Source organism: Klebsiella africana (assembly GCF_020526085.1).
Classification (GTDB): domain Bacteria; phylum Pseudomonadota; class Gammaproteobacteria; order Enterobacterales; family Enterobacteriaceae; genus Klebsiella; species Klebsiella africana.
The window spans coordinates 2,267,276-2,289,861 of the sequence record NZ_CP084874.1 but is presented as its reverse complement, the minus strand read 5'-3'; the positions used below and the strand labels follow the sequence as shown (position 1 = coordinate 2,289,861).

The 22,586-nt window shown below is 56.2% G+C and carries 24 protein-coding genes; 15 read left to right on the top strand and 9 right to left on the bottom strand.

Features of this window, described 5'->3' with window-relative positions:
* The first annotated feature begins 20 nt into the window (after positions 1-20).
* The 9 genes from rsxA (at position 21) to gstA (ending at position 9,279) form a co-directional block, all read left to right on the top strand.
* Positions 21-602 (top strand): electron transport complex subunit RsxA, encoded by a 582-nt coding sequence (rsxA, locus tag LGL98_RS11155; protein WP_025710820.1) that lies wholly within the window; start codon positions 21-23, stop codon positions 600-602.
* Positions 602-1,180 carry an electron transport complex subunit RsxB gene (gene rsxB, locus LGL98_RS11150; RefSeq protein WP_136032599.1) on the top strand — a complete coding sequence of 193 codons (579 nt, stop codon included), beginning with the start codon at positions 602-604 and terminating at the stop codon, positions 1,178-1,180. The genes rsxA and rsxB overlap by 1 nt, the downstream gene beginning before the upstream one ends.
* Positions 1,173-3,434, top strand: coding sequence for an electron transport complex subunit RsxC (gene rsxC, locus LGL98_RS11145; RefSeq protein ID WP_226651844.1), 2,262 nt, complete (start codon positions 1,173-1,175; stop codon positions 3,432-3,434). Before rsxB ends, rsxC begins: the two co-directional genes overlap by 8 nt.
* Positions 3,435-4,487 (top strand): electron transport complex subunit RsxD, encoded by a 1,053-nt coding sequence (gene rsxD, locus LGL98_RS11140; RefSeq protein ID WP_136032595.1) that lies wholly within the window; start codon positions 3,435-3,437, stop codon positions 4,485-4,487. It abuts the gene before it with no gap.
* 10 nt (positions 4,488-4,497) lie between these two features.
* Entirely contained in the window at positions 4,498-5,118 is a 621-nt protein-coding gene (gene rsxG / locus LGL98_RS11135) for an electron transport complex subunit RsxG (protein ID WP_136032871.1), read from the top strand.
* 2 nt (positions 5,119-5,120) lie between these two features.
* Complete coding sequence (locus LGL98_RS11130) at positions 5,121-5,819, top strand: electron transport complex subunit E (protein WP_025710825.1); 699 nt, start codon at positions 5,121-5,123, stop codon at positions 5,817-5,819.
* A 1-nt stretch (position 5,820) separates the two neighbouring features.
* Entirely contained in the window at positions 5,821-6,456 is a 636-nt protein-coding gene (gene nth / locus LGL98_RS11125) for an endonuclease III (protein ID WP_008804641.1), read from the top strand.
* Positions 6,457-7,057: 601 nt separating this feature from the next.
* Positions 7,058-8,563 (top strand): dipeptide/tripeptide permease DtpA, encoded by a 1,506-nt coding sequence (dtpA, locus tag LGL98_RS11120; RefSeq protein ID WP_136032593.1) that lies wholly within the window; start codon positions 7,058-7,060, stop codon positions 8,561-8,563.
* Positions 8,564-8,673: 110 nt separating this feature from the next.
* Positions 8,674-9,279 carry a glutathione transferase GstA gene (gstA, locus tag LGL98_RS11115; protein ID WP_136032591.1) on the top strand — a complete coding sequence of 202 codons (606 nt, stop codon included), beginning with the start codon at positions 8,674-8,676 and terminating at the stop codon, positions 9,277-9,279.
* Between the two features lie 45 nt (positions 9,280-9,324).
* On the opposite strand, the gene pdxY is transcribed toward gstA, so the two are convergent.
* From pdxY to anmK, 5 genes are all read right to left on the bottom strand, one after another.
* A complete protein-coding gene (gene pdxY, locus LGL98_RS11110; RefSeq protein WP_136032589.1) occupies positions 9,325-10,185 on the bottom strand; it encodes a pyridoxal kinase PdxY in 861 nt (286 codons plus the stop codon).
* A gap of 60 nt (positions 10,186-10,245) precedes the next feature.
* Positions 10,246-11,520, bottom strand: coding sequence for a tyrosine--tRNA ligase (gene tyrS, locus LGL98_RS11105; protein ID WP_136032586.1), 1,275 nt, complete (start codon positions 11,518-11,520; stop codon positions 10,246-10,248).
* Positions 11,521-11,644: 124 nt separating this feature from the next.
* On the bottom strand, positions 11,645-12,301 hold the full coding sequence (pdxH, locus tag LGL98_RS11100) for a pyridoxamine 5'-phosphate oxidase (protein WP_136032869.1): 657 nt from the start codon (positions 12,299-12,301) through the stop codon (positions 11,645-11,647).
* Between the two features lie 57 nt (positions 12,302-12,358).
* Complete coding sequence (gene mliC, locus LGL98_RS11095) at positions 12,359-12,682, bottom strand: C-type lysozyme inhibitor (RefSeq protein WP_032428306.1); 324 nt, start codon at positions 12,680-12,682, stop codon at positions 12,359-12,361.
* Between the two features lie 91 nt (positions 12,683-12,773).
* The gene (anmK, locus tag LGL98_RS11090; protein ID WP_136032584.1) at positions 12,774-13,898 is read right to left on the bottom strand and encodes an anhydro-N-acetylmuramic acid kinase; all 1,125 of its coding nucleotides are present in this window, start codon (positions 13,896-13,898) and stop codon (positions 12,774-12,776) included.
* A 267-nt stretch (positions 13,899-14,165) separates the two neighbouring features.
* Between anmK and slyB the strand changes: the two genes are divergently transcribed.
* Together slyB and LGL98_RS11080 are read left to right on the top strand one after the other, a co-directional pair.
* Complete coding sequence (gene slyB, locus LGL98_RS11085) at positions 14,166-14,633, top strand: outer membrane lipoprotein SlyB (RefSeq protein ID WP_002907749.1); 468 nt, start codon at positions 14,166-14,168, stop codon at positions 14,631-14,633.
* A gap of 223 nt (positions 14,634-14,856) precedes the next feature.
* Entirely contained in the window at positions 14,857-16,218 is a 1,362-nt protein-coding gene (locus LGL98_RS11080; protein WP_136032582.1) for a sensor domain-containing diguanylate cyclase, read from the top strand.
* A gap of 34 nt (positions 16,219-16,252) precedes the next feature.
* Here LGL98_RS11080 and slyA read toward each other — a convergent pair whose 3' ends face one another.
* Positions 16,253-16,693, bottom strand: coding sequence for a transcriptional regulator SlyA (slyA, locus tag LGL98_RS11075; protein WP_004143833.1), 441 nt, complete (start codon positions 16,691-16,693; stop codon positions 16,253-16,255).
* A 172-nt stretch (positions 16,694-16,865) separates the two neighbouring features.
* Between slyA and LGL98_RS11070 the strand changes: the two genes are divergently transcribed.
* The 3 genes from LGL98_RS11070 to LGL98_RS11060 are packed head-to-tail and all read left to right on the top strand — an operon-like array spanning position 16,866 to position 20,033.
* A complete protein-coding gene (locus LGL98_RS11070; RefSeq protein WP_136032580.1) occupies positions 16,866-17,102 on the top strand; it encodes a DUF1656 domain-containing protein in 237 nt (78 codons plus the stop codon).
* A 10-nt stretch (positions 17,103-17,112) separates the two neighbouring features.
* A complete protein-coding gene (locus LGL98_RS11065; protein ID WP_136032578.1) occupies positions 17,113-18,009 on the top strand; it encodes an efflux RND transporter periplasmic adaptor subunit in 897 nt (298 codons plus the stop codon).
* Complete coding sequence (locus tag LGL98_RS11060; protein ID WP_136032576.1) at positions 18,009-20,033, top strand: FUSC family protein; 2,025 nt, start codon at positions 18,009-18,011, stop codon at positions 20,031-20,033. The genes LGL98_RS11065 and LGL98_RS11060 overlap by 1 nt, the downstream gene beginning before the upstream one ends.
* On the opposite strand, the gene sodC is transcribed toward LGL98_RS11060, so the two are convergent.
* The 3 genes from sodC to LGL98_RS11045 all read right to left on the bottom strand — a co-directional run bounded on the left by sodC (position 20,026) and on the right by LGL98_RS11045 (position 21,803).
* Positions 20,026-20,547, bottom strand: coding sequence for a superoxide dismutase [Cu-Zn] SodC (sodC, locus tag LGL98_RS11055; RefSeq protein WP_136032574.1), 522 nt, complete (start codon positions 20,545-20,547; stop codon positions 20,026-20,028). The genes LGL98_RS11060 and sodC overlap by 8 nt on opposite strands.
* Positions 20,548-20,615: 68 nt before the next feature.
* On the bottom strand, positions 20,616-21,512 hold the full coding sequence (locus tag LGL98_RS11050; protein ID WP_136032572.1) for an aldo/keto reductase: 897 nt from the start codon (positions 21,510-21,512) through the stop codon (positions 20,616-20,618).
* 48 nt (positions 21,513-21,560) lie between these two features.
* Positions 21,561-21,803, bottom strand: coding sequence for a DUF1289 domain-containing protein (locus LGL98_RS11045; RefSeq protein WP_168435332.1), 243 nt, complete (start codon positions 21,801-21,803; stop codon positions 21,561-21,563).
* 139 nt (positions 21,804-21,942) lie between these two features.
* Between LGL98_RS11045 and LGL98_RS11040 the strand changes: the two genes are divergently transcribed.
* Positions 21,943-22,542, top strand: coding sequence for a TetR/AcrR family transcriptional regulator (locus LGL98_RS11040; RefSeq protein ID WP_136032568.1), 600 nt, complete (start codon positions 21,943-21,945; stop codon positions 22,540-22,542).
* Positions 22,543-22,586: the final 44 nt, after the last annotated feature.

The window sequence follows — 22,586 nt, the reverse complement described above, 5'->3', positions numbered from 1 at the left end:
TTTTCGTTTCAGGTCGCATGATGGCTGATTATTTACTGCTCTTTATTGGTACTGTCCTGGTCAATAACTTCGTTCTGGTGAAGTTTCTTGGTCTGTGCCCGTTTATGGGGGTTTCCAAAAAGCTGGAAACCGCAATGGGGATGGGGCTTGCCACCACCTTCGTGATGACTCTGGCCTCTATTTGCGCCTGGCTGATTGATACCTGGATCCTTATCCCGCTCAACCTGGTCTATTTACGCACCCTGGCCTTTATTCTGGTAATCGCTGTGGTGGTCCAGTTCACCGAGATGGTGGTACGAAAAACCAGCCCGGCGCTCTATCGCCTGTTGGGCATCTTTTTGCCGCTGATCACCACCAACTGTGCGGTGCTCGGTGTGGCTTTACTGAATATTAATCTGGGCCACAATTTCCTGCAGTCTGCACTGTACGGCTTTGCCGCTGCCGTTGGCTTCTCGCTGGTGATGGTGCTGTTCGCGGCGATCCGCGAGCGTCTGGTGGTAGCCGATGTACCGGCGCCGTTTCGCGGGAATGCCATCGCTTTGGTTACCGCCGGTTTAATGTCTCTCGCCTTTATGGGCTTTAGTGGTTTGGTGAAGTTGTAATGAGTGCAGTCTGGATAGCCGTGATCGCCATCAGCCTGTTAGGGCTGATTTTCGGCTTAATACTGGGGTATGCCTCCCGCCGTTTCGCGGTGCAGGATGACCCGGTTGTAGAGAAAATTGATGAGCTGTTGCCGCAAAGCCAGTGTGGGCAGTGCGGCTACCCTGGCTGCCGCCCCTATGCGGAAGCGGTCGGTGTCCAGGGGGAAAAAATTAACCGCTGCGCGCCGGGTGGCGAAGCGGTGATGTTAAAAATCGCCGCCTTACTGAACGTCGATCCGCAGCCTGTCGACGGCGACGAGCAGGAGGCGGAGCCGGTTCGCATGCTCGCGGTGATAGACGAACCGAACTGCATTGGCTGTACCAAATGTATCCAGGCGTGTCCGGTGGATGCCATTGTTGGCGCGACCCGCGCCATGCATACCGTGATGAGCGACCTCTGCACCGGCTGCAATCTGTGTGTGGCCCCCTGCCCGACCCAGTGCATATCACTCGTTCCGGTGGCGACGACCCCGGAAACCTGGAAATGGGATCTGCATGCGATCCCGGTGCGAAATATTCCTGTGGAACAACATGTTTAAGTTATTTTCCGCTTTCCGAAAAGATAAAGTCTGGGATTTTAACGGCGGTATTCATCCCCCGGAAATGAAAACCCAGTCTAACGGCACCCCGCTGCGCCAGGTATCTCTGCCGCAGCGTCTTGTTATTCCATTGAAGCAACATATTGGCACCGAGGGCGAACTGTGCGTCAAGGTGGGCGATCGAGTGCTGCGCGGCCAGCCATTGACTCGCGGCTGGGGCAGAATGCTGCCCGTTCACGCGCCAACCTCCGGCACCATCGCCGCCATCGCCCCGCATACCACCGCACATCCGTCAGCGCTGGCGGAGATGAGCGTTATTATTGACGCCGACGGCGAAGATCGCTGGATCGAACGCGACGGCTGGAGCGACTATCAGACCCGGACGCGTGAAGCGCTTATCGAACGTATCCATCAGTTTGGCGTCGCGGGCCTCGGCGGCGCCGGCTTCCCTACCGGCAGCAAACTGCGCGGTGGCGGAGATAAAATCAAAACGCTGATCATTAACGCCGCTGAGTGTGAGCCTTATATCACGGCGGATGACCGCCTGATGCAGGACTGTGCGGCGCAGATTGTCGACGGTATCCGTATCCTCGCTCATATTCTGCAGCCTGACGAAGTGCTGATCGGTATTGAAGACAACAAGCCGCAGGCCATCTCAATGCTGCGGGCGGTGCTCTGCGACGCCCATGGTATCTCGCTGCGGGTGATCCCCACCAAATACCCCTCCGGTGGCGCCAAGCAGTTGACTCAAATTCTCACGGGCAAGCAGGTGCCGCACGGTGGCCGTTCGTCGGATATTGGCGTGTTGATGCAAAACGTCGGTACGGCCTACGCGGTGAAACGCGCCATCATAGACGGCGAACCGTTAACAGAGCGCGTGGTCACTCTCACCGGTGAGGCGGTGACCCGTCCGGGCAACGTCTGGGCGCGCCTTGGCACGCCGGTGCGCCATCTACTGGATGATGCCGGCTTTTGCGCCAGCGCCGAATCGATGGTGATCATGGGCGGCCCGCTGATGGGCTTTACCCTGCCCTGGCTGGATGTTCCGGTGGTGAAGATAACCAACTGCCTGCTGGCGCCTTCGGCCAGCGAGATGGGCGAGCCGCAGGAAGAGAAGGGCTGCATTCGCTGTAGCGCCTGCGCCGACGCCTGCCCGGCCGATCTGCTGCCGCAGCAGCTGTACTGGTTCAGCAAAGGCCAGCAGCATGATAAAGCCACCGCCCACAATCTGGCGGACTGTATCGAATGTGGTGCCTGCGCCTGGGTTTGCCCGAGCAATATTCCGCTGGTGCAGTACTTCCGTCAGGAAAAGGCCGAGATCAGCGCGATTCGTCAGGAAGAGCAGCGCGCCGCGGAAGCCAAAGCACGATTCGAAGCCCGACAGGCGCGACTGGAGCGTGAGAAAGCGGCCCGTGCCGAACGGCATAAAAAAGCCGCCGTTCAGCCTGCCGCCAAAGATCAGGAGGCGATTAACGCCGCTCTGGCCCGGGTACGTGATAAACAGCGCGACGCCGCGCAACCGATCGTGATTCAGGCTGGCGCCAAACCGGACAACAGCGAGGCGATTGCCGCTCGTGAAGCCAGAAAGGCTGAGGCCCGGGCGCGTAAAGCGCAGCAGCAGGCCGCACCGGTGGACGCTCAGCCAACCGACGCCGTCGACCCGCGCAAAGCCGCGGTGGAAGCTGCCATCGCTCGCGCCAAAGCGCGTAAAGCTGAGCAGCAAGCCGCACCGGTGGACGCTCCGCCAACCGACGCCGTCGACCCGCGCAAAGCTGCGGTGGAAGCTGCCATTGCCCGCGCCAAAGCGCGTAAAGCTGAGCAGCAGGCCGCACCGGTGGACGCTCCGGCAACCGACGCCGTCGACCCGCGCAAAGCTGCGGTGGAAGCTGCCATTGCCCGCGCCAAAGCGCGTAAAGCTGAGCAGCAAGCCGCACCGGTGGACGCTCCGCCAACCGACGCCGTCGACCCGCGCAAAGCCGCGGTGGAAGCTGCCATTGCCCGCGCCAAAGCGCGTAAAGCTGAGCAGCAGGCCGCACCGGTGGACGCTCCGGCAACCGACGCCGTCGACCCGCGCAAAGCCGCGGTGGAAGCTGCCATTGCCCGCGCCAAAGCGCGTAAAGCTGAGCAGCAGGCAACCCAGGCAGATAGCGCAGCAATCGCAGCTAATGACGATCCACGCAAAGCGGCTGTCGCCGCCGCCATCGCCCGCGTTCAGGCACGTAAAGCAACACAGCAGGCAGTTAACGAGGAATAAATGGTTTTCAGAATCGCAAGCTCCCCTTATACCCATAACCAGCGGCAGACCTCGCGCATTATGCTGTTGGTGCTGCTCGCCGCCGTGCCTGGCATTGTGGTCCAGACCTGGTTTTTCGGCTGGGGCACCGTCCTGCAGATTGTCCTCGCCGCCCTGACGGCCTGGGCGACGGAAGCCGCAATTCTCAAACTGCGTAAACAGCATATTGTGGCGACGCTGAAGGATAACTCCGCCCTGCTCACCGGCCTGTTACTGGCGGTGAGTATTCCGCCGCTGGCCCCCTGGTGGATGGTGGTGCTCGGCACTGCCTTTGCCGTAGTGATAGCCAAGCAGCTGTACGGTGGATTAGGTCATAACCCGTTTAATCCGGCGATGATCGGCTATGTCGTGCTGCTGATTTCGTTCCCGGTGCAGATGACTTCCTGGCTGCCCTCTTATGAGATTGCCGCCCATATCCCGGCGTTCAGCGATGCGCTGCAGATGATCTTCACGGGCCATACCGCCGCCGGGGGCGACATGGCCAGCCTGCGGCTGGGTATCGACGGCGTCAGCCAGGCGACCCCGCTGGACACGTTTAAAACCTCCCTGCATGCCGGACATAGCGTCCAGCAGGTGTTGCAGTTGCCGGTCTACGGCGGCGTGCTGGCGGGTCTGGGCTGGCAGTGGGTGAATATCGCCTGGCTGGTAGGCGGCCTGTTCCTGCTGTGGCAGAAGGCGATCCGCTGGCATATCCCGGTAAGCTTCCTTGTCAGCCTCGGCCTGTGCGCCACGCTCGGCTGGTTTTTCTCACCACAGAGCCTGGCCTCACCGCAGATGCATTTGCTCTCCGGAGCGACCATGCTCGGCGCCTTCTTTATCCTGACCGACCCGGTGACGGCTTCAACAACCAACCGCGGCCGCCTGATCTTCGGCGCCCTCGCTGGCCTGCTGGTCTGGCTCATCCGTAGCTTCGGCGGTTACCCGGATGGTGTGGCATTTGCCGTTCTGCTGGCGAATATTACCGTGCCGCTGATCGATTACTACACGCGCCCGCGCATGTATGGCCACCGTTGAGAGTGCGATGATGTTAAAAACGATGCGAAAACACGGCGTCACGCTGGCGCTGTTTGCCGCCGGCTCCACCGGGCTGACGGCGGCGATCAATGAACTGACCAAGAGTACTATCGATCAGCAGGCAGCCCTGCAGCAGAAAGCGTTATTCGACCAGGTCTTACCTGCCGACCGCTATAATAACGATCTGATCAAGAGCTGCTATCTGGTCAGCGCTCCGGCGCTGGGGAAAGGTCAGCATAAGGTGTGGATTGCCAAAAATAATGACCAACCGATTGGCGCGGTCATGGAAGCCACCGCGCCGGATGGCTATTCCGGGGCGATACAGCTGCTGGTGGCCGCCGATTTCAGCGGTACCGTTCTCGGCACCCGCGTGACCGAGCATCATGAAACGCCAGGTCTGGGCGATAAAATCGAGCTTCGCCTGTCGGACTGGATCACGCATTTTGCCGGGAAAGTCATCCACGGCCAGGGCGACAGCCACTGGGCGGTTAAAAAAGACGGCGGCGATTTTGATCAGTTCACCGGGGCCACCATCACTCCCCGGGCGGTGGTCAATGCCGTTAAGCGCGCAGGCCTGTATGCACAAACGCTGCCTGAGCAACTTCCTGAATTCACCGCCTGTGGAGAGTAACCATGAGCGAAGTTAAAGACGTCATCGTCCAGGGGCTGTGGAAAAATAACTCCGCCCTGGTTCAGCTGTTAGGCATGTGCCCGCTGCTGGCGGTTACCTCAACCGCCACCAACGCCCTCGGGCTGGGTCTGGCCACCACCCTGGTGTTAACCCTGACCAACCTGACCATCTCCAGCCTGCGCCGCTGGACGCCGGCGGAGATCCGGATCCCCATCTACGTCATGATCATCGCCTCGGTGGTGAGCGTCGTACAGATGCTGATCAACGCCTATGCTTTCGGCCTCTATCAGTCGCTGGGGATTTTCATTCCGCTTATCGTCACCAACTGTATCGTGGTGGGCCGCGCTGAAGCCTTTGCCGCCAAAAAAGGGCCGGCGCTGTCAGCGCTGGATGGCTTCTCTATCGGCATGGGCGCCACCTGCGCGATGTTTGTGCTGGGCTCCCTGCGTGAAATCCTGGGCAACGGCACCCTGTTTGACGGCGCCGACAGTCTGCTCGGCAGCTGGGCAAAGGTGCTGCGCATCGAGGTTTTCCATACGGATACCCCTTTCCTGCTGGCTATGCTGCCGCCAGGCGCCTTTATTGGCCTCGGCATGATGCTGGCGGTAAAATACCTCATCGATGAACGTAGCAAGCAGCGAAAGGCGCAGGCGGCCCGTGCCGGCTCTGTCGCCCCGTCTGATGTGACAGGGAAAGCGTAATATGAACAAAGCCAAACGCCTGGCGATCCTCACCAGGCTGCGAGAAAACGATCCCCACCCCACCACGGAGCTGCACTTCAGCTCCCCGTTCGAGCTGTTGATTGCCGTTCTGCTTTCGGCACAAGCCACCGATGTGAGCGTTAATAAAGCGACAGCCAAACTCTATCCAGTGGCTAACACGCCGGCGGCGATGCTCGCCCTGGGGGTGGATGGGGTGAAATCATATATCAAGACTATCGGCCTGTTTAACAGCAAAGCGGAAAACGTCATCAAAACCTGTCGGATCCTGCTGGAGCAACACAATGGCGAAGTGCCTGAGGATAGAGCGGCGCTGGAGGCCCTGCCCGGCGTAGGTCGTAAAACTGCTAACGTGGTGTTGAATACCGCTTTTGGCTGGCCGACGATTGCCGTAGATACTCACATCTTTCGCGTCTGTAACCGGACGCAGTTCGCCCCTGGGAAAAACGTTGAACAGGTAGAAGAGAAGCTCCTTAAGGTCGTACCCGCTGAATTTAAGGTCGACTGCCATCACTGGCTTATCCTGCACGGTCGTTACACTTGCATCGCTCGCAAGCCGCGCTGCGGCTCCTGCCTGATAGAAGACCTGTGTGAATTCAAAGAGAAAGTCTACGCCTGATCTATACTATCGAGCCATTCCCTAACCCTGAGTTATGGCTCGAATTTATGCATTTAACCCGTCGTTAACACCATAGAATCTACCGTATTATGGCTAATAATCCGGTTAGATAACGAACAGTCAGTTCTTTCTTTTTTTCTCAACGCAAAATTTCTATACATTTGTGATCGAGATCATATTCGCAACTTCTTGTTGCTCCATTGTTGCCAAATTGGAAATAAATGTCAGGGATTACAATGGCCGGGCAAAATTTACCAGGATAATTACCCAATATTTTTTAGGATGATGGGCAATATCACTACCTTAACGCCAAATCAGTAGAATATATCGCCTTTTCGCTGCGACAGGGTTGGCGATTAAGATAAAAATATCATCAATAGCGAAACGGTAAAATTTAACTCTGGATAACATTCATATGTCCGGAGCATTATACCAGTGATATTATGTGTAACAGATTATTACAAAAGCCTTGCCTGATACGCCAGGATAGTGAACATTACTTGCCGTTTTCCCTCCAAGAATAACTATAAAGGCGGCGGTCCAACGAGATTGCGCCCCGAACACCCCCCAGTAAATATGGGATGTAAAAAAAGAGGTATATGTGTCTACTGCAAACAATAAACCAGCAGAAAGCGTGAGTCTGAACGCTTTCAAACAACCACGCGCGTTCTATCTCATTTTCTCGATCGAGTTATGGGAGCGTTTTGGTTATTACGGCCTGCAAGGGATCATGGCCGTTTACCTGGTAAAACAGCTGGGTATGTCGGAAGCGGATTCCATTACTCTGTTCTCTTCTTTTAGCGCGCTGGTCTACGGCCTGGTTGCCATTGGCGGCTGGCTGGGCGACAAAGTGCTGGGCACCAAACGTGTCATCATGCTGGGCGCTATCGTGCTGGCTATCGGCTATGCACTGGTGGCCTGGTCCGGCCATGATGCTGCTATCGTCTATATGGGTATGGCGACCATCGCCGTCGGTAACGGCCTGTTTAAAGCCAACCCATCTTCCCTGCTTTCTACCTGCTATGACAAAAACGACCCGCGTCTGGACGGTGCATTCACCATGTACTACATGTCCATTAACATCGGTTCGTTCTTCTCTATGCTGGCAACCCCGTGGCTGGCCGCTCGTTTCGGCTGGAGCGTAGCGTTTGCTCTGAGCGTGGTGGGGATGGTGATCACGATTATTAACTTTGCCTTCTGCCAGAAATGGGTTAAACAGTACGGTTCCAAACCGGACTTTGCCCCGGTACACATGGGCAAACTGCTGGCGACTATCGCTGGCGTGGTGGTGCTGGTCGCCATCGCCACCTGGCTGCTGCACAACCAGGGTATCGCACGTATGGTGCTGGGCGTCGTCGCGCTGGGTATCGTCGTGATTTTCGCCAAAGAAACCATAGGCCTGAAAGGCGCTCCGCGTCGTAAAATGATCGTCGCTTTCCTGCTGATGGTAGAAGCGATTGTCTTCTTCGTGTTGTACAGCCAGATGCCGACCTCCCTGAACTTCTTCGCCATTCGTAACGTAGAGCACTCGATCCTCGGTCTCGCCTTCGAGCCAGAACAATATCAGGCGCTGAACCCGTTCTGGATCATGATTGGTAGCCCGATTCTGGCCGCCATCTACAACAAGATGGGCGACCGCCTGCCGATGCCGCATAAGTTTGCTATCGGTATGGTACTATGCTCTGGCGCGTTCCTCGTCCTGCCTTTAGGGGCGAAGTTCGCCAGCGACGCGGGTATCGTCTCGGTGAACTGGCTGATTCTGAGCTACGCGCTGCAGTCTATTGGTGAACTGATGATTTCCGGCCTTGGCCTGGCGATGGTCGCTCAGCTGGTTCCTCAGCGTTTGATGGGCTTCATTATGGGTAGCTGGTTCCTCACCACGGCAGGCGCGGCGATCATCGCCGGGAAAATCGCTAACCTGATGGCAGTCCCGGAGAATGTCACCGATCCGCTGGTGTCGCTGGAAGTGTACGGTCACGTATTCCTGCAGATTGGTATCGTCACCGCGGTGATCGCTGTCCTGATGCTGCTGACTGCGCCGAAACTGAATCGTATGACTCAGGACGACAGCGCTGACATTAAAGCACGCGAAACCGCGGCTGCCTGACGCCGCAGGGAAAACTAATTATTTTTAAGCCGCTAACGTTAGTTTAGCGGCTTTTTTTTTACCCCTGGCAGGACTAACATACACAAAACTGCAGCCACGAGGAGTCACGTATGAAACTGTTCTACAAACCCGGCGCCTGTTCCCTTGCCTCGCATATCGCCCTGCGCGAAAGCGGTCTGGACTTCACTTTACAGAGCGTTGATCTGGCCAACAAACGGCTGGAAAACGGGGATGACTATCTTCTGATCAACCCGAAAGGTCAGGTTCCGGCGCTGCTGCTGGATGATGAGATCCTGCTCACCGAGGGCGTGGCCATTATGCAGTACATTGCAGACCAGGTCCCGGATCGCCACCTGCTGGCACCGGTGGGCACCATTGCCCGCTACCAGACCCTGGAGTGGCTCAACTATGTGGCGACCGAGCTGCATAAAGGCTTTACCCCACTGTTCCGCCCTGACACCCCGGAGGACTATAAGCCTGTCGCCCGCGCCCTGCTGGAGAAGAAGCTCGAGTACGTTGACGCAACGCTGGCGGATAAACAGTGGCTGACCGGCCATCGCTTCACGATTGCCGATGGTTATCTGTTCACGGTGCTGCGTTGGGGCTACGGGATCAAGTTGAATATGGCTGCCTACGGTCATATCGGCAGCTGGATGGCGCAGGTGGCAGCGCGTCCAGCGGTGGCTGCTGCACTGGCGGCGGAAGGCGTAAAGTAAGCCCTGGACCTGCCCGGCGACCTGCCGGGCAGAGCGGAGAGGACGTTACAGCCGGGTGGCGCTGAAGCAATGCTCCGGCACGGCGATGCGATCCTGCGCCGCCACCACCTGTAGTTCATACTCCTGCATGTTTTTGGTGGTCAACATGATCTCATAAACTGCGGCAGTAACGTGCTCAAGCGCATCACGCAGGCTGGCGCCCTGCAACAGTTTCACCAGCAGCAAACCGCTGGTCACATCGCCAACACCGACCGGCTGACGCAGGCCAAAATCCACCAGCGGCCGGCTGATATGCCAGGCTTCATCAGCCGTCACCAGCAGCATCTCAAAACGATCCATGCTCAGACCCGCACGGGCGAGATGCTTGACTAATACCACTTCCGGGCCCTGGGCAATCAGCTCCCGCGCCGCCGCCACCGCGTCGTTCACGCTGGCGACCGGATGACCGCACAGGATCTCCAGCTCCACCAGATTCGGCGCAATAATATCGCTGGCCGGCAGCGCATAGCGCACGTGGAATTCCGCCACGCCCGGCGCGACAATGCAGCCTTTCTCGGGATGGCCCATCACCGGGTCGCAAAAATACTTCGCCGTCGGATTGGCCGCTTTTACCTGACGCACGATACCGAGGATATGCTCGCCCTGCTCAGCGGAGCCAAGATAACCGCTCAGTACCGCGTCACAAGTCTGTAGCTTATCAATAGCGGCAATCCCCTGGACGATCTCCGTCAGGTGTGCCGGCGGCATGACACAGCCGGTCCATTTGCCGTACTGCGTATGATTGGAGAACTGCACGGTATTCAGGGGCCAGACATTGGCGCCCAGACGACGCATTGGAAACTCGGCAGCACTGTTGCCGGCGTGGCCAAACACAACGTGAGACTGAATGGCGAGGATGTTCTTCATTTTCTTACCACAACCCTAAAAAGAAAAAGGGCGTGGTTTCCCACGCCCTGGTAGTATTTATTATTTCCAGCACACCAGGCAGTAATTTTTCTTACCACGGCGCAGCAAGGTGTAGCGGCCAAACAGACGGTCGCTGTCGGCAAAAACATATTCCGGATCGGCCTGTTTTTCACCGTTGATGGTAACCGCGTTAGAGGCGACGGTTTTACGCGCCTGCCCGCGGGACGGCTGCAGCTCGGAATCTACCAATGCCTGCAGCAGATCGGCGCCTTTTTCCATTTCGATCATCGGCACGCCATCCTGCGCCAGCTGTTCGAAGTCTGCTTCGCTCAGATCGCTCAGATTACCATTGAACAGGCTTTCGGTAATGCGCTTCGCCGCTTCCAGCCCTTCTTCGCCGTGAACCAAACGCGTCACCTGTTCTGCCAGCACATACTGGGCGCGCGGCGCTTTACCGCTGTTTTTGTCTTCTTCTTCCAGGGCATTGATTTCCGTAATGTCCATAAAAGTGAAGAACTTGAGGAAGCGATAGACATCAGCATCCGCGGTGTTGATCCAGAACTGGTAGAATTTGTACGGACTGGTTTTCTTTGGATCCAGCCATACCGCGCCGCCTTCGGTTTTACCGAATTTGGTGCCATCTGCTTTGGTGATCAGCGGAACCGTCAGGCCAAACACCTGGTTCTGATGCAGACGACGGGTCAGATCGATACCGGAGGTGATGTTGCCCCACTGGTCTGAACCGCCAATCTGCAGCGCCACGCCGTGCAGCTTGTTCAGGCAGGCGAAGTCGTACCCCTGCAGCAGGTTGTAAGAGAACTCGGTAAAGGAGATCCCCTGATCGTCACGATTCAGGCGCTGCTTCACCGCTTCTTTGTTAATCATCTGGTTAACAGAAAAGTGTTTACCGATATCACGCAGGAAGGTCAGCACGTTCATGCTGCCAAACCAGTCATAGTTGTTCGCCGCAATCGCCGAATTGTCGCCGCAGTCAAAATCAAGGAACGGGGCCACCTGTTTGCGGATTTTATCCACCCACTCCTGCACGGTATCCTCGGTATTTAGCTTACGCTCAGCGGCTTTAAAGCTTGGGTCGCCAATCAGACCGGTTGCGCCGCCCACCAGCGCCACAGGTTTATGACCTGCCTGCTGGAAGCGTTTCAGGCATAACAATGGAACAAGATGCCCCAAATGCAAGCTGTCAGCGGTAGGATCGAAGCCGCAATAGAGCGCGATCGGGCCTTGCGCCAGTCGCTCTGCTAACGCTTCCTCGTCCGTCACCTGGGCTACCAGCCCCCGCTCTTGCAATTGTTTAATCAAGTTACTGCTTGCCATCAAATTCTCCATGTATAAACGACTGCACCTCTGCCGGTACACGACTTTTCGCCAGATGCGAAAAGTACATAGAATAAAGCGCCGGCCCATTCAGCGCCAGCGCTTCGATAACTAATTTCGGCGTTTACGGCGCCAGACGGTCTATTTTCCAGGCGCCATTATCGCGCTGGTATAAAAAGCGGTCATGCAGGCGGTGTTCCCCCCCCTGCCAGAACTCCATCTGCTCAATGCTGACGCGGAAGCCGCCCCAGAAACTCGGCAGCGGCACTTCGCCCTGCTGGAATTTTTGTTTAAGTTCGAGAAATTTACTTTCCAGAATACCGCGAGCGGAGATTCGGCTGGACTGCTTAGAGACCCAGGCGCCAATCTGGCTGTCGCGCGGGCGGCTATGGAAATATTTCACTACTTCCAGCGTCGACAAACGTTCCGCTTTGCCGATCACCATCACCTGACGCTCCAGCATATGCCATGGAAAAAGCAAGCTGATCTGCGGGTTATTTTCAATCTGATGGGCTTTGCGGCTACCCAGGTTGGTATAAAACACCAGCCCTTTTTCGTCGTAATGCTTCAACAGGACGATGCGCTGGAAGGGTTGACCACGCTCATCAACGGTGGCAACTACCATAGCCGTTGGGTCGGCAAGTTTCGCGTCACAGGCTTGACGCAACCAGCGCTCAAACAGCGGCAGAGGTTCAGCAGGAAGATCGTGGCGACGCAAACCGCCACGGGTATATTCACGGCGCAAATGCGCGATTTGCTGGAGTTCGTCGTTATCAGACATGGCCATTGAGGAAGTAGTCATAAGGTGGCGTTATTGTGCGCCCCCCGGACAGAAATCTCAACGTTTGGCAGTCTGTAGCTGACAGTTATCGAGGATAATGCGGTCGCGCTTATAGACGGTAGCGGTATCGCCCTTCGACCAGAAGACATAGACGCCATCAGTGTAGCGCGCGCCGGAGGCCGACAGCCCCTCAGACAGATTCAGCTGCTGATTATCATAGATAAAGCTAACCTGTTGGCGTGCATTATTGCGATGAACCGTCAACGGTTTCTGGTCGCACTGATACTCAAGCGTGTCCGTCTGCATCCGCTCAACGAACTGGTTGTAGTAGCTACAGCCCGCCAGCATAAAAGGTACAACTGCGATAAGAATTTTTTTCATTCGTTTGCCTTCGACTTTCCCGGTCATGGAGGGCGCTCACCCTCCCCTTAACCGGTCCAGTTTACTGGTAGCGTCCTGGTTAATATTTCAGTTAACTCCGATTCTGCGGTGGATTAGCGGGAAATATAGCCCCCAGCACCGTAGCTTCACTGGCTCCCGTGACTGACGGCAGATTGCCCGGCAGACCGGCAAGCGTGCGCCAGGCAAGCCAGGCGAAGGCCAGGGCTTCCATATCATCGCCGCTGATACCCGCCTCGTCGGTGGTCGACACTTCCGTTCCCGGCAGCAGAGCCGCCAGGCGCGCCATCAACAGCGGGTTACGCGCACCGCCGCCGCACACTAACAAACGCTCGCAGCCGCCGCTTAACAATACCTGCTCACTGATGGTGACAGCAGTTAATTCTGCCAGCGTGGCCTGCACATCTTGTCCGCGCAGCCCCGGATAGCGCGCCAGATGCTTCTCCAGCCAACCATAATTGAAATATTCACGACCGGTGCTTTTCGGCGCCGGTAAAGCAAACCACGGATCGCTCAGCATATCCTGCAGTAGCGGTAACAGCACTTTCCCTTCGCTGGCCCATTGTGCATCCGTGTCGTACGGCTTGCCCCGCTGACGCCAGATCCAGGCATCAAGCAACATATTACCGGGCCCGGTATCATAGCCGCGCACCGGCTGGCCTGGTACCAGCAACGAGAGGTTGGCGATCCCGCCGATATTGAGCACCATTCGTCGCTCAACCGGATGAGCCAGCAACGCATGATGAAATGCCGGAACCAGCGGCGCGCCCTGCCCGCCCAGCGCCATATCACGGCGACGAAAATCACCAACGACAGTGACTCCGGTATGGGCAGCGATTTGGTTGTTGTCGCCAATTTGCAGCGTGTGCGGCGCATCGCCAAGCGGTTCATGCCAAACGGTCTGTCCATGGCAGCCAATGGCAATTACATCTGACGGTTTGAGATTTTCCTGGCGCATCAATGCCTGTACGGCTTCGGCAAACAATCGTCCCAGTCGAGTGTCCAGACGCCCCAACTGTGACAGGGTCAGCGACTGCCCCTGACAAATGGCGAGGATCTCTTCTTTTATCGCGTGTGGGATCGGCCAGCTGAGACTGGCCTGCTGCGCCACCAAATTTTCGTTAATGGCGGCCAAAACGACATCAATACCATCAAGGCTGGTACCTGACATAACGCCAATAAAGCGACCCGATCTCATACGTTTTCCTTCATTCCATGACCCTCGTATGCCTCTCACTCCATCATAAAGTGCTCGCTAATGCTATGTTGTAATAATACTTTTTAACAATAGAGCGACAATTCAGAGAACATCGTAAAGAAGCGGTGTTTAGTTTAGGTTGAAGCACCGTTAATTATTATTTTTTGTATAGTCTGAGGAGAACCTATGCCCGCCGACGACTAAATACCATATAATTAACCGTATGGACGTTCAGTTGAACACCTTCGGTGAACAGGAGATTCATAAATGATTTTACGTGTTTTGGCTGTATCGATGATTGGTTTTACGCTCGCAGGCTGCGTCAGCAGCAGCGGCCTGTCCGGCGACGTTTATTCCGCATCTGAAGCCAAACAGGTGCAGAGCGTAACTTACGGTACGATTGTCCATACGCGCGCCGTACAGATCCAGAGCGGCGATGACAGCAATGCGATTGGCGCGATTGGCGGTGCTGTGCTGGGCGGGTTCCTCGGGAACACCATCGGCGGTGGTACCGGTCGTTCCCTGGCAACCGCGGCAGGTGCGGTCGCAGGTGGCGTAGCGGGTCAGGGTGTACAGGGTGCGATGAATAAAACGCAGGGTGTTGAGCTGGAAATCCGCAAGGATGATGGCAACACCATTATGGTGGTGCAGAAACAAGGCAGCACGCCGTTCTCTGTCGGCCAGCGAGTGGCGATTGCCGGAAGCGGCAGCCAGGTCACCGTCTCTCCGCGATAATCTCCCTTACGATGCGGCCGGTTGCGCCGCATCGTATTTTTCAGCCTCGTTTATTTTTACGTAGCAGATTCGTATTAGCCCTCAGACTTATTAATTTAATTAATCCATCAATCATTGCGCCTGCGCAATATCTTGCCCTCCTCAGCGCACTACTCTCAGCGGGTAATAACATTTTCGACGCCTGAATGTCGATATCGCTGCTTATTGTTGTGGAATCTTGTTTATGCTCACACCCGCCAATCATCTTACAAAACGACTCATCATTTATATTTTTATTTGTATCTTAGCGGGGTTAGGCATCGCCGGATTAACGGCTTTCTTTCATAGCAGTCTCAGTAGTACTTCTTCAATATTATTTCCTCTGCTCACCAGCTTTTTGATGGTATTTCACATTACTATCGCCTGCTTTATGGGTATGAAGTACTGGAGCAGTAAACGTCGCTTGTATCTGACCCCGATTGCTTTCGCCTTCGCCTGTTCCGCACTTCTTATGCTGGGTACCCTCAGCAGCTATCCGAACTGGTGGACCTGCATGACGACGCCGGTAGTCAAACACAATGACGCCGTTATATATTATTTCTTCCGCAATATAATGATGGCATTATCATTCATGTCATCAATAATTTTGTACTCTTTCCGCCAGCGCTTGATGCATTCGTGGCACGCTCGCGCAATTACATTCACGGCGTGTATTGTATTTTCTTTAACTATTATTATTTTGTCCTGGCTCTTCTCTAGTCACTCACCATGGTTGAACGTCGACTTCATCGATGATATCAGCCATACTTTTACCCCGCTGTGGCAGAGTATTACTGGCTGGGTGCTGATATTCATCTGGTTTATTACATTGGTTTTATTAATCTGCTTGAGCAAATTGCGCAATATATTTTGGTACAGCGGCGCTTTTTTTTGCAGCGCTTATCTCTTTACCCTGTATCAGCTTCTCTCCGTTACGGGGGACCTCGATCAGACCTGGTACCAGGCCCGTTTCTTTGAAACGCTATGCACGCTGTTCCTCATCCTGGTGCTGCTGGTTGATGTTTTCATTCTCTACCGGGAATCGAACCATAAGTACGTCAATTCGTATCAGAACTCGATCCGTGATCCTTTAACTCGTCTCTACAACCGCAGCTTCTTCTACGACACCCTCAATCAGCAGCTTTCGAAGGTCAATGCCCAGCATCCGCTGTCGGTGCTGGTCAGCGACCTCGACCACTTCAAACGCATTAATGATAATTACGGCCACGTGGTGGGTGATAAAGTGATCCAGTTCGCCGCCTCGGTACTGGAGAACCATTCGCGTGTTGACGACGCCGCCGCAAGGATTGGCGGGGAAGAGTTCGCCTTATTGTTGGTCAATACCGGTGAAGAAGATGCGCAGTCGATCGCCGAACGCATCCGCATAGCGGTCAGCGTTGAGCAAAGCCATTTGCCGGAGCGAATGACCATCAGTATGGGCGTGTATACCACACGCGATAGCAGCGTGAGCGCGGAGGAGTGCGTTCAGCGAGCGGATACGGCGATGTACGAAGCAAAAAACAGCGGGCGTAATCGGGTGGTGGTCTGGCGCCGTCAGGGCAATTGAAAAAAGGCCCGGGGCAATCCGGGCCGCAAAAAGATTAATCTTTTGCCTGGAGATCGAGGATATTTTGTTCGAGCTTACGAATTAAGTGGAGCAACGTTTCCACTTCCTGCTTCGAAACCCCCGACAGGATCTCGTCGCGCGTCTTGCCTATCACCTCTTCCATCTCATTGATCAGCGGTTCAGCTTTCTCGGTCAGTTTGATGCGTTTGGCCCGCCGATCGCTTGCGCAGGTCTGGCGCGAAATGAGCCCCTTCTCCTCCAGTTGATCGAGCGTACGCACCAGCGATGGTTGTTCGATACCAATGGCTTTCGCCAGTTGGATCTGCGACTGCTCAGGCGGCAGCTGGTGGATGTTATGCAGCGTGACCCAGTGGGTCTGCGTTAACTCCAGAGGTTTCAGGCGATGGTCGATTAGTGCGCGCCAGACGCGAACTAAACGTGCCAGATCAGAACCAAGTGGCGATTCCAATTTCATCTCCTTATAATTAGCTTGCTAAGTTATTATACTGATTTTAGAATAGTGTGCAGCATTTGAATTATCAAAACAAATGAATTACTTGATTCAACAAAAACCAAAACAATGATTTACACTGTTAAAGAGTAGCACGTCCTGAGGTTATCCCTGTAATGGCAAAGGATTTTTGCTTGTGAAACTGAGTCTTAACACATCCGGATTGCCGCTGCAGGACCTGGTGTTCGGCGCATCCGTCTATTTCCCCCCACTGTTCAAAGCGGTTTTATTAGGTTTTTTAATCTGGTTGTTTTTACATCGCCAGCTGCGTGACTGGATGTATGCAGGCGATATCTGGCACCCACTGCTAATGGATCTTTCCCTGTTCGCGCTTTCGGTCTGTCTGGCCCTGGTGTTACTGATTGCCTGGTGATCTCCCTGCTATGAAAAAATTAAAATATCTCTCAACGCTGTTGGTGGCGGCCATCGCCTTGATTGCCGCATGGTTGTTATGGAGTTTCTACACTCAGTCCCCCTGGACCCGCGACGGTAAAGTCCGCGCCGAGCAGGTTGGGATCACCCCTCAGGTTTCCGGCAGTATTCTGCAGTTGAACGTAACCGATAACCAACGGGTCAAGGCCGGGGAAGTATTGTTTACCATCGACGACACCCCCTACCGCATCGCGGTGCTGAACGCCCAGGCACAGCTGGCGAAAGCGCAAGCCGAGGTGGCAAAAGCGCAGGCAGAGCAAAGTAAGGCCGCCAGCGAAGCCCGCCGTCGCCGAAGCCTGTCGCAAAATGCTATCTCGGCTGAAGATCTTGAGAACGTCAATACCGCGCTGAACACGGCCACCACCACCCTGGCTGCCGCCAGAGCGGGGGTCGGCGTCACCGAGGCGGCGCTGAAGCATGCGCAGTGGCAGCTCAGCCAGACGGTTGTCAAAGCGCCGGTGGATGGCTGGGTGACCAACCTTTCCACCCGGGTCGGTGATTACGCCACCACCGGCCATCCGGTCTTTGCTTTAGTGGACAGCCACTCATTTTACGTGCTGGGTTACTTCGAAGAGACCAAACTGCGCCACATTCGCATCGGCGATCCGGCGCAAATTATTCTCTACAGCAATCAGCAAACGCTGCAGGGTCATGTCGCCAGTATCGGTCGCGCGATCGTCGACCAAAGCGTGGAACAGGGAACCGGGCTGGTGGCCAATATCAAACCCAACATCCCCTGGGTCCGTCTCGCGCAGCGCGTCCCGGTGCGGATCGCGTTCGATAAGCTGCCAGACGACGTCACGCTGGTTTCCGGGACCACCTGCACCGTCTCGGTCGGCGGACAGTAATGAACCTGCAAACCCTGTCGTGGCGCACACTGCCCTGGGTTAAAGCCACCCGGCCGCAGTGGCGATACGCACTGCGCAATGGCATTGCCATGTGTCTGGCGCTGAGCATTGCCTACGCGCTGGATCTTGATGAACCCTACTGGGCAATGACGTCTGCTGCGGTGGTGAGCTTTCCCACCGTCGGCGGTGTGATCAGTAAGAGTTTTGGCCGCATCGCCGGCAGCCTGCTTGGCGCCTGCGCCGCCCTGCTGCTGGCGGGCCATACCCTCAACGATCCCTGGCTATTTCTGTTGAGTATCTCCGGCTGGCTGGCGCTGTGCACCTGGGCCTGTGCCCTGTTCACCAACAATGTCGCCTATGCCTTTCAGCTGGCGGGCTATACCTGCGCCATCATCGCCTTTCCGGTGATTAACATCAGCGACAGCTACGAACTTTGGGTTATCGCCCAGTCGCGCGTTTGCGAAGTCATCGTCGGGATCCTCTGCGGCGGACTCATGATGATGATCCTGCCAAGCACCTCCGACGGCAGCAACCTGCTGACAGCCCTGAAAACCATGCACGCCCGGCTGCTGGAGCATGCCAGCCTGCTGTGGGTGCCAGAGACGACGGATGCTATTCGCACCGCCCACGAAAGCGTAATCGGCCAGATCCTCACGATGAATCTGTTGCGGATCCAGGCCTTCTGGAGCCACTACCGCTTCCGGCGGCAGAACCCTCTGCTGAACTACCTGCTACATCAGCAACTCAGAATGACCAGCGTCATCTCCAGCCTGCGGCGCATGCTGCTGAACTGGCCGGACGCACCGGCGAACACTCGTGAAGTACTGGAGTCGCTACTCGCTGAACTGGCAACCCCTCGCGCCGACAGTTATCACGTCGCACGGATCCTGGCGCCGCTGGCGCCGCCGCCGGGCGCAGATTACCGACATATCGCCTTCTGGGCGCGGTTGCGCTATTTCTGCCGCATTTATCTGGAGGGTAGTCGCTGGATACATAGGGTGGAAAATGCGTCGGCCATCACTGAGTTTAATGTGCCCTCAGCCCCCGCACTGGCCCGTCATACCGACCAGGCTGAAGCCTTGCTCAACGGCATCCGTACCTTTTGCGCACTGGTAGCGATTGGCGCGTGGGGGATCAGCACCCAATGGACCAGCTGCGCGGCGGCCCTGACCCTGGCCTCCATCTGCTGCGTGCTTTACTCCGTATCCGCCTCGCCGTTTCGCTCGCTGACGCTGCTGATGCAGACCCTGGTGCTGCTGTCGCTGTTCAGTTTTGTGGTGAAGTTCGGCCTGATGGTACAGATAACCGACCTGTGGCAGTTTCTGCTGTTTCTGTTCCCGCTCCTGACCACCATGCAGTTACTCAAACTACAGTGGCCCAAATACGCCGGCCTGTGGGGGCAGCTTATCGTCTTTATGGGCTCGTTTATCGCCGTCACCAACCCGCCGGTATACGATTATGCGGCCTTTTTTAATGATAATTTGAGCAAGATTGTCGGAGTAGGCTTTGCCTGGCTGGCCTTTGCGGTGCTGAGTCCGGGCTCGGACGCCCGCAAAGGGCGACGCCATATCAGGGCGTTACGGCGTCACTTTGTCGATCAGCTTAGCCGTCATCCTCAGCACAGTGAGCATGAATTTGAATCGCTGGTCTATCACCATGTCAGCCAGCTCAGTCAAAGTAAGGATGCCCTGGCCCGGCGCTGGCTGCTGCGTTGGGGCGTCGTGCTGCTTAACTGCTCGCACGTCGTCTGGCAGCTACGTGAATGGGAAACCCGCTCGGATCCCCTCACCCAGGTGCGCGATCTGTGTATTAACCTGTTGCGCGATGTGATGAGCGAGCGTGGTGTACAGCAACGACCGCTGGTTTCTACTCTGCAGGAGCTGTTACGGATCTGCGACGCCCTGAACCACCACCATCAGCCGGCAGCCCGGGAACTGGCCGCCGCAATCTGGCGGCTCTATTGCGCGCTGTCGCAGCTGGAACAGGCCCCGATCGCCGGCACGATTGGCGAAAAAACTACTTAATGACTCCACAGGCAAACCGTTCGCCGCCGCCCCCCAGCGGCTGCGGGTTGTCGGCCATATTATCACCGCCTACGTGGACCATCAGCGCTTTACCCTTCACCTCCGCCAGCGTTTTCAGACGTGGGGCAATAATTGGCTGGTCGGCCACGCCCGCGTCGTTGACCACCAGCAGTGGCAGATCGCCGAGATGCCCGGTGCCCAGCGGCCCTTCGTGTTTCCCGGTATGTTGCGGATCATAATGTCCGCCCGCCGCCCCGGCGGCCATCGCTTTGCCTTCTTTCATCGCCGGCTGGCAGCTGCCTTCGGCATGAATATGAAAGCCGTGCTTGCCTGGCGGTAATGCCCGCAGTTCGGGGGCAAACTCGAGGCCGCGATCGGTTTCGGTGATTTTTACACTGCCGATGGACTGACCGACGCCCTGAGGGGTCACGAGATTAAGTTGAACATCTTCACTGACGGCCTGTGCGCCAGCGCAAAATGCGAGGGATAAGATCGCGAGAATACATCGTTGCATAACACCTCCGGATGGCTGTCTCCCTGTTAAGTGTAAACCAGGAACGCCTTTCCGGAGGCAAATGCTCGTTACGGGACGTCGTAACCGAGCGCGGCTTTACGGATGCGGAACCATTGCTGACGGGTCATGCTGAGTTTTTCAGCCACAATCGCCGAGCGAACGCGCTCGATTTTGCCCGAGCCTATAATCGGCAACGGCTGCGACGGCAGACGCAGCACCCAGGCATAAACCACCTGTTCGATGCTGTCGGCGTTGAGCTCGTGTGCCACCTGCGCCAGCTCATCGCGCAGCGCCTGGAAGCCCTCTTCGTTAAACAGGCGACCACCGCCAAGACAAGACCACGCCATCGGACGAATACGCAGTTGCTGCAGCTGATCGAGAGTACCGTCGAGCAGCAGCGGCTGATGCACCGGTGAAATTTCGACCTGGTTGGTGGCGAGGGTAAACGGCAGACGTGACTGCAGCAAGGTGAACTGGGCAGGGGTAAAGTTCGATACGCCAAAATGGCGCACTTTACCGCTGTGATGCAGCGCGAGAAAAGCTTCGGCTACCTCGTCGGCGTCCATCAGTGGGTCTGGCCGGTGGATCAGCAGCAAGTCGAGATGGTCCGTCGCCAGATTACGCAGTGATTGCTCAGCGCTGAGCACAATGTGGTCCCGATCGGTAATATAGTGGCCGATGGTGTTTTCGGCACGCGCCCGGGTGGCGATGCCGCATTTGCTGACAATTTCCATCCGGCTACGCAGATGCGGTGCCAGCTTCAACGCTTCGCCAAAGGCGGATTCGCACTGGTAATCGCCATAAATATCGGCGTGATCGACAGTGGTCACGCCTAAATCGAGATGTTGTTCAATAAAGCTGACCAGCTCGCCAGGCGACATTTTCCAGTCCATCAGACGCCAGTAGCCCATCACAAAACGTGAAAATTCCGGCCCCTGGGGAGCCATAGCAATACGCTGAACCATAACCGCTTCCTCAATAAAAAAGTGCTCTGAGTATACGTACTTTTTGGTTTAAAACAGTGAGGGTTGCTGCGGTTCTTCCCCCGGTTCCGGCTTGTTCGCGCGTATTTTGCGCAGCAGCCGTTGGCGGCAGAGACGCAACACCTCCTGTTTCTGCGCATCGCTCATCGTTTGCCAGTTAAAACGTTCCTCACGGCTGCGGAAACAGCCGCGACAGTAGCCGCGCTCGTCGGTCTGACATATTCCCCGGCACGGGCTCTGCACCGGGAAAAACTCTAACTGCTCTGCCACCACACGCCTCCTGTCCCCTCGTCTCCTTTCATTGAAGACGTTTCCCCGCGCCGACGCAAATTTTGTTCACACCGTGCTGCGTCAGCGAACATTTTTCTGCAAGGGCTTGCATTAGACCAATCGGTCTACTACAGTGTGCACCATGAACAGACACAGCGAATGCGATACCCGAGAACATATCCTGGTCACTGGCGAGCAGCTCTGCATGCATCGCGGTTTTACCGGAATGGGCTTGAGCGAACTTCTGAAGACGGCGGAAGTGCCCAAGGGCTCTTTCTACCACTACTTTCGCTCTAAGGAAGCCTTCGGCGTCGCGCTGCTTGAGCATCACTACACCGGCTATCTGCAGCGCCTGGTCGATCACTTCGATCATGGCGACGGCAACTATCGCGACCGTCTGCTGGCTTATTATCAGCACACGCTGAACCAGTTCTGCCAGCAGGGGATTATTAGCGGGTGTCTTACCGTCAAGCTATCGGCGGAGGTGTGCGATCTGTCGGAAGATATGCGCGCCGCCATGGATCGCGGCGCCAGCCAGATTATCGCCCTGCTGGGCGACGCGCTGGAGAAAGGCCGCAAGGAAGGCAGTTTGGCATTCGACGGTGAGGCCATGACCCTGTCTCAGGTACTGTATTCCCTGTGGCTTGGCGCCAACCTGCAGGCCAAAATTACGCGTAGCGCAACGCCGCTGGAAAGCGCCCTTGCACACGCCAAACAGATTATTGCGGCGCCTGCGGCATAACAGGCGTTTTTATTTCATCAGTTACTAGACGACCGGTCTACTCA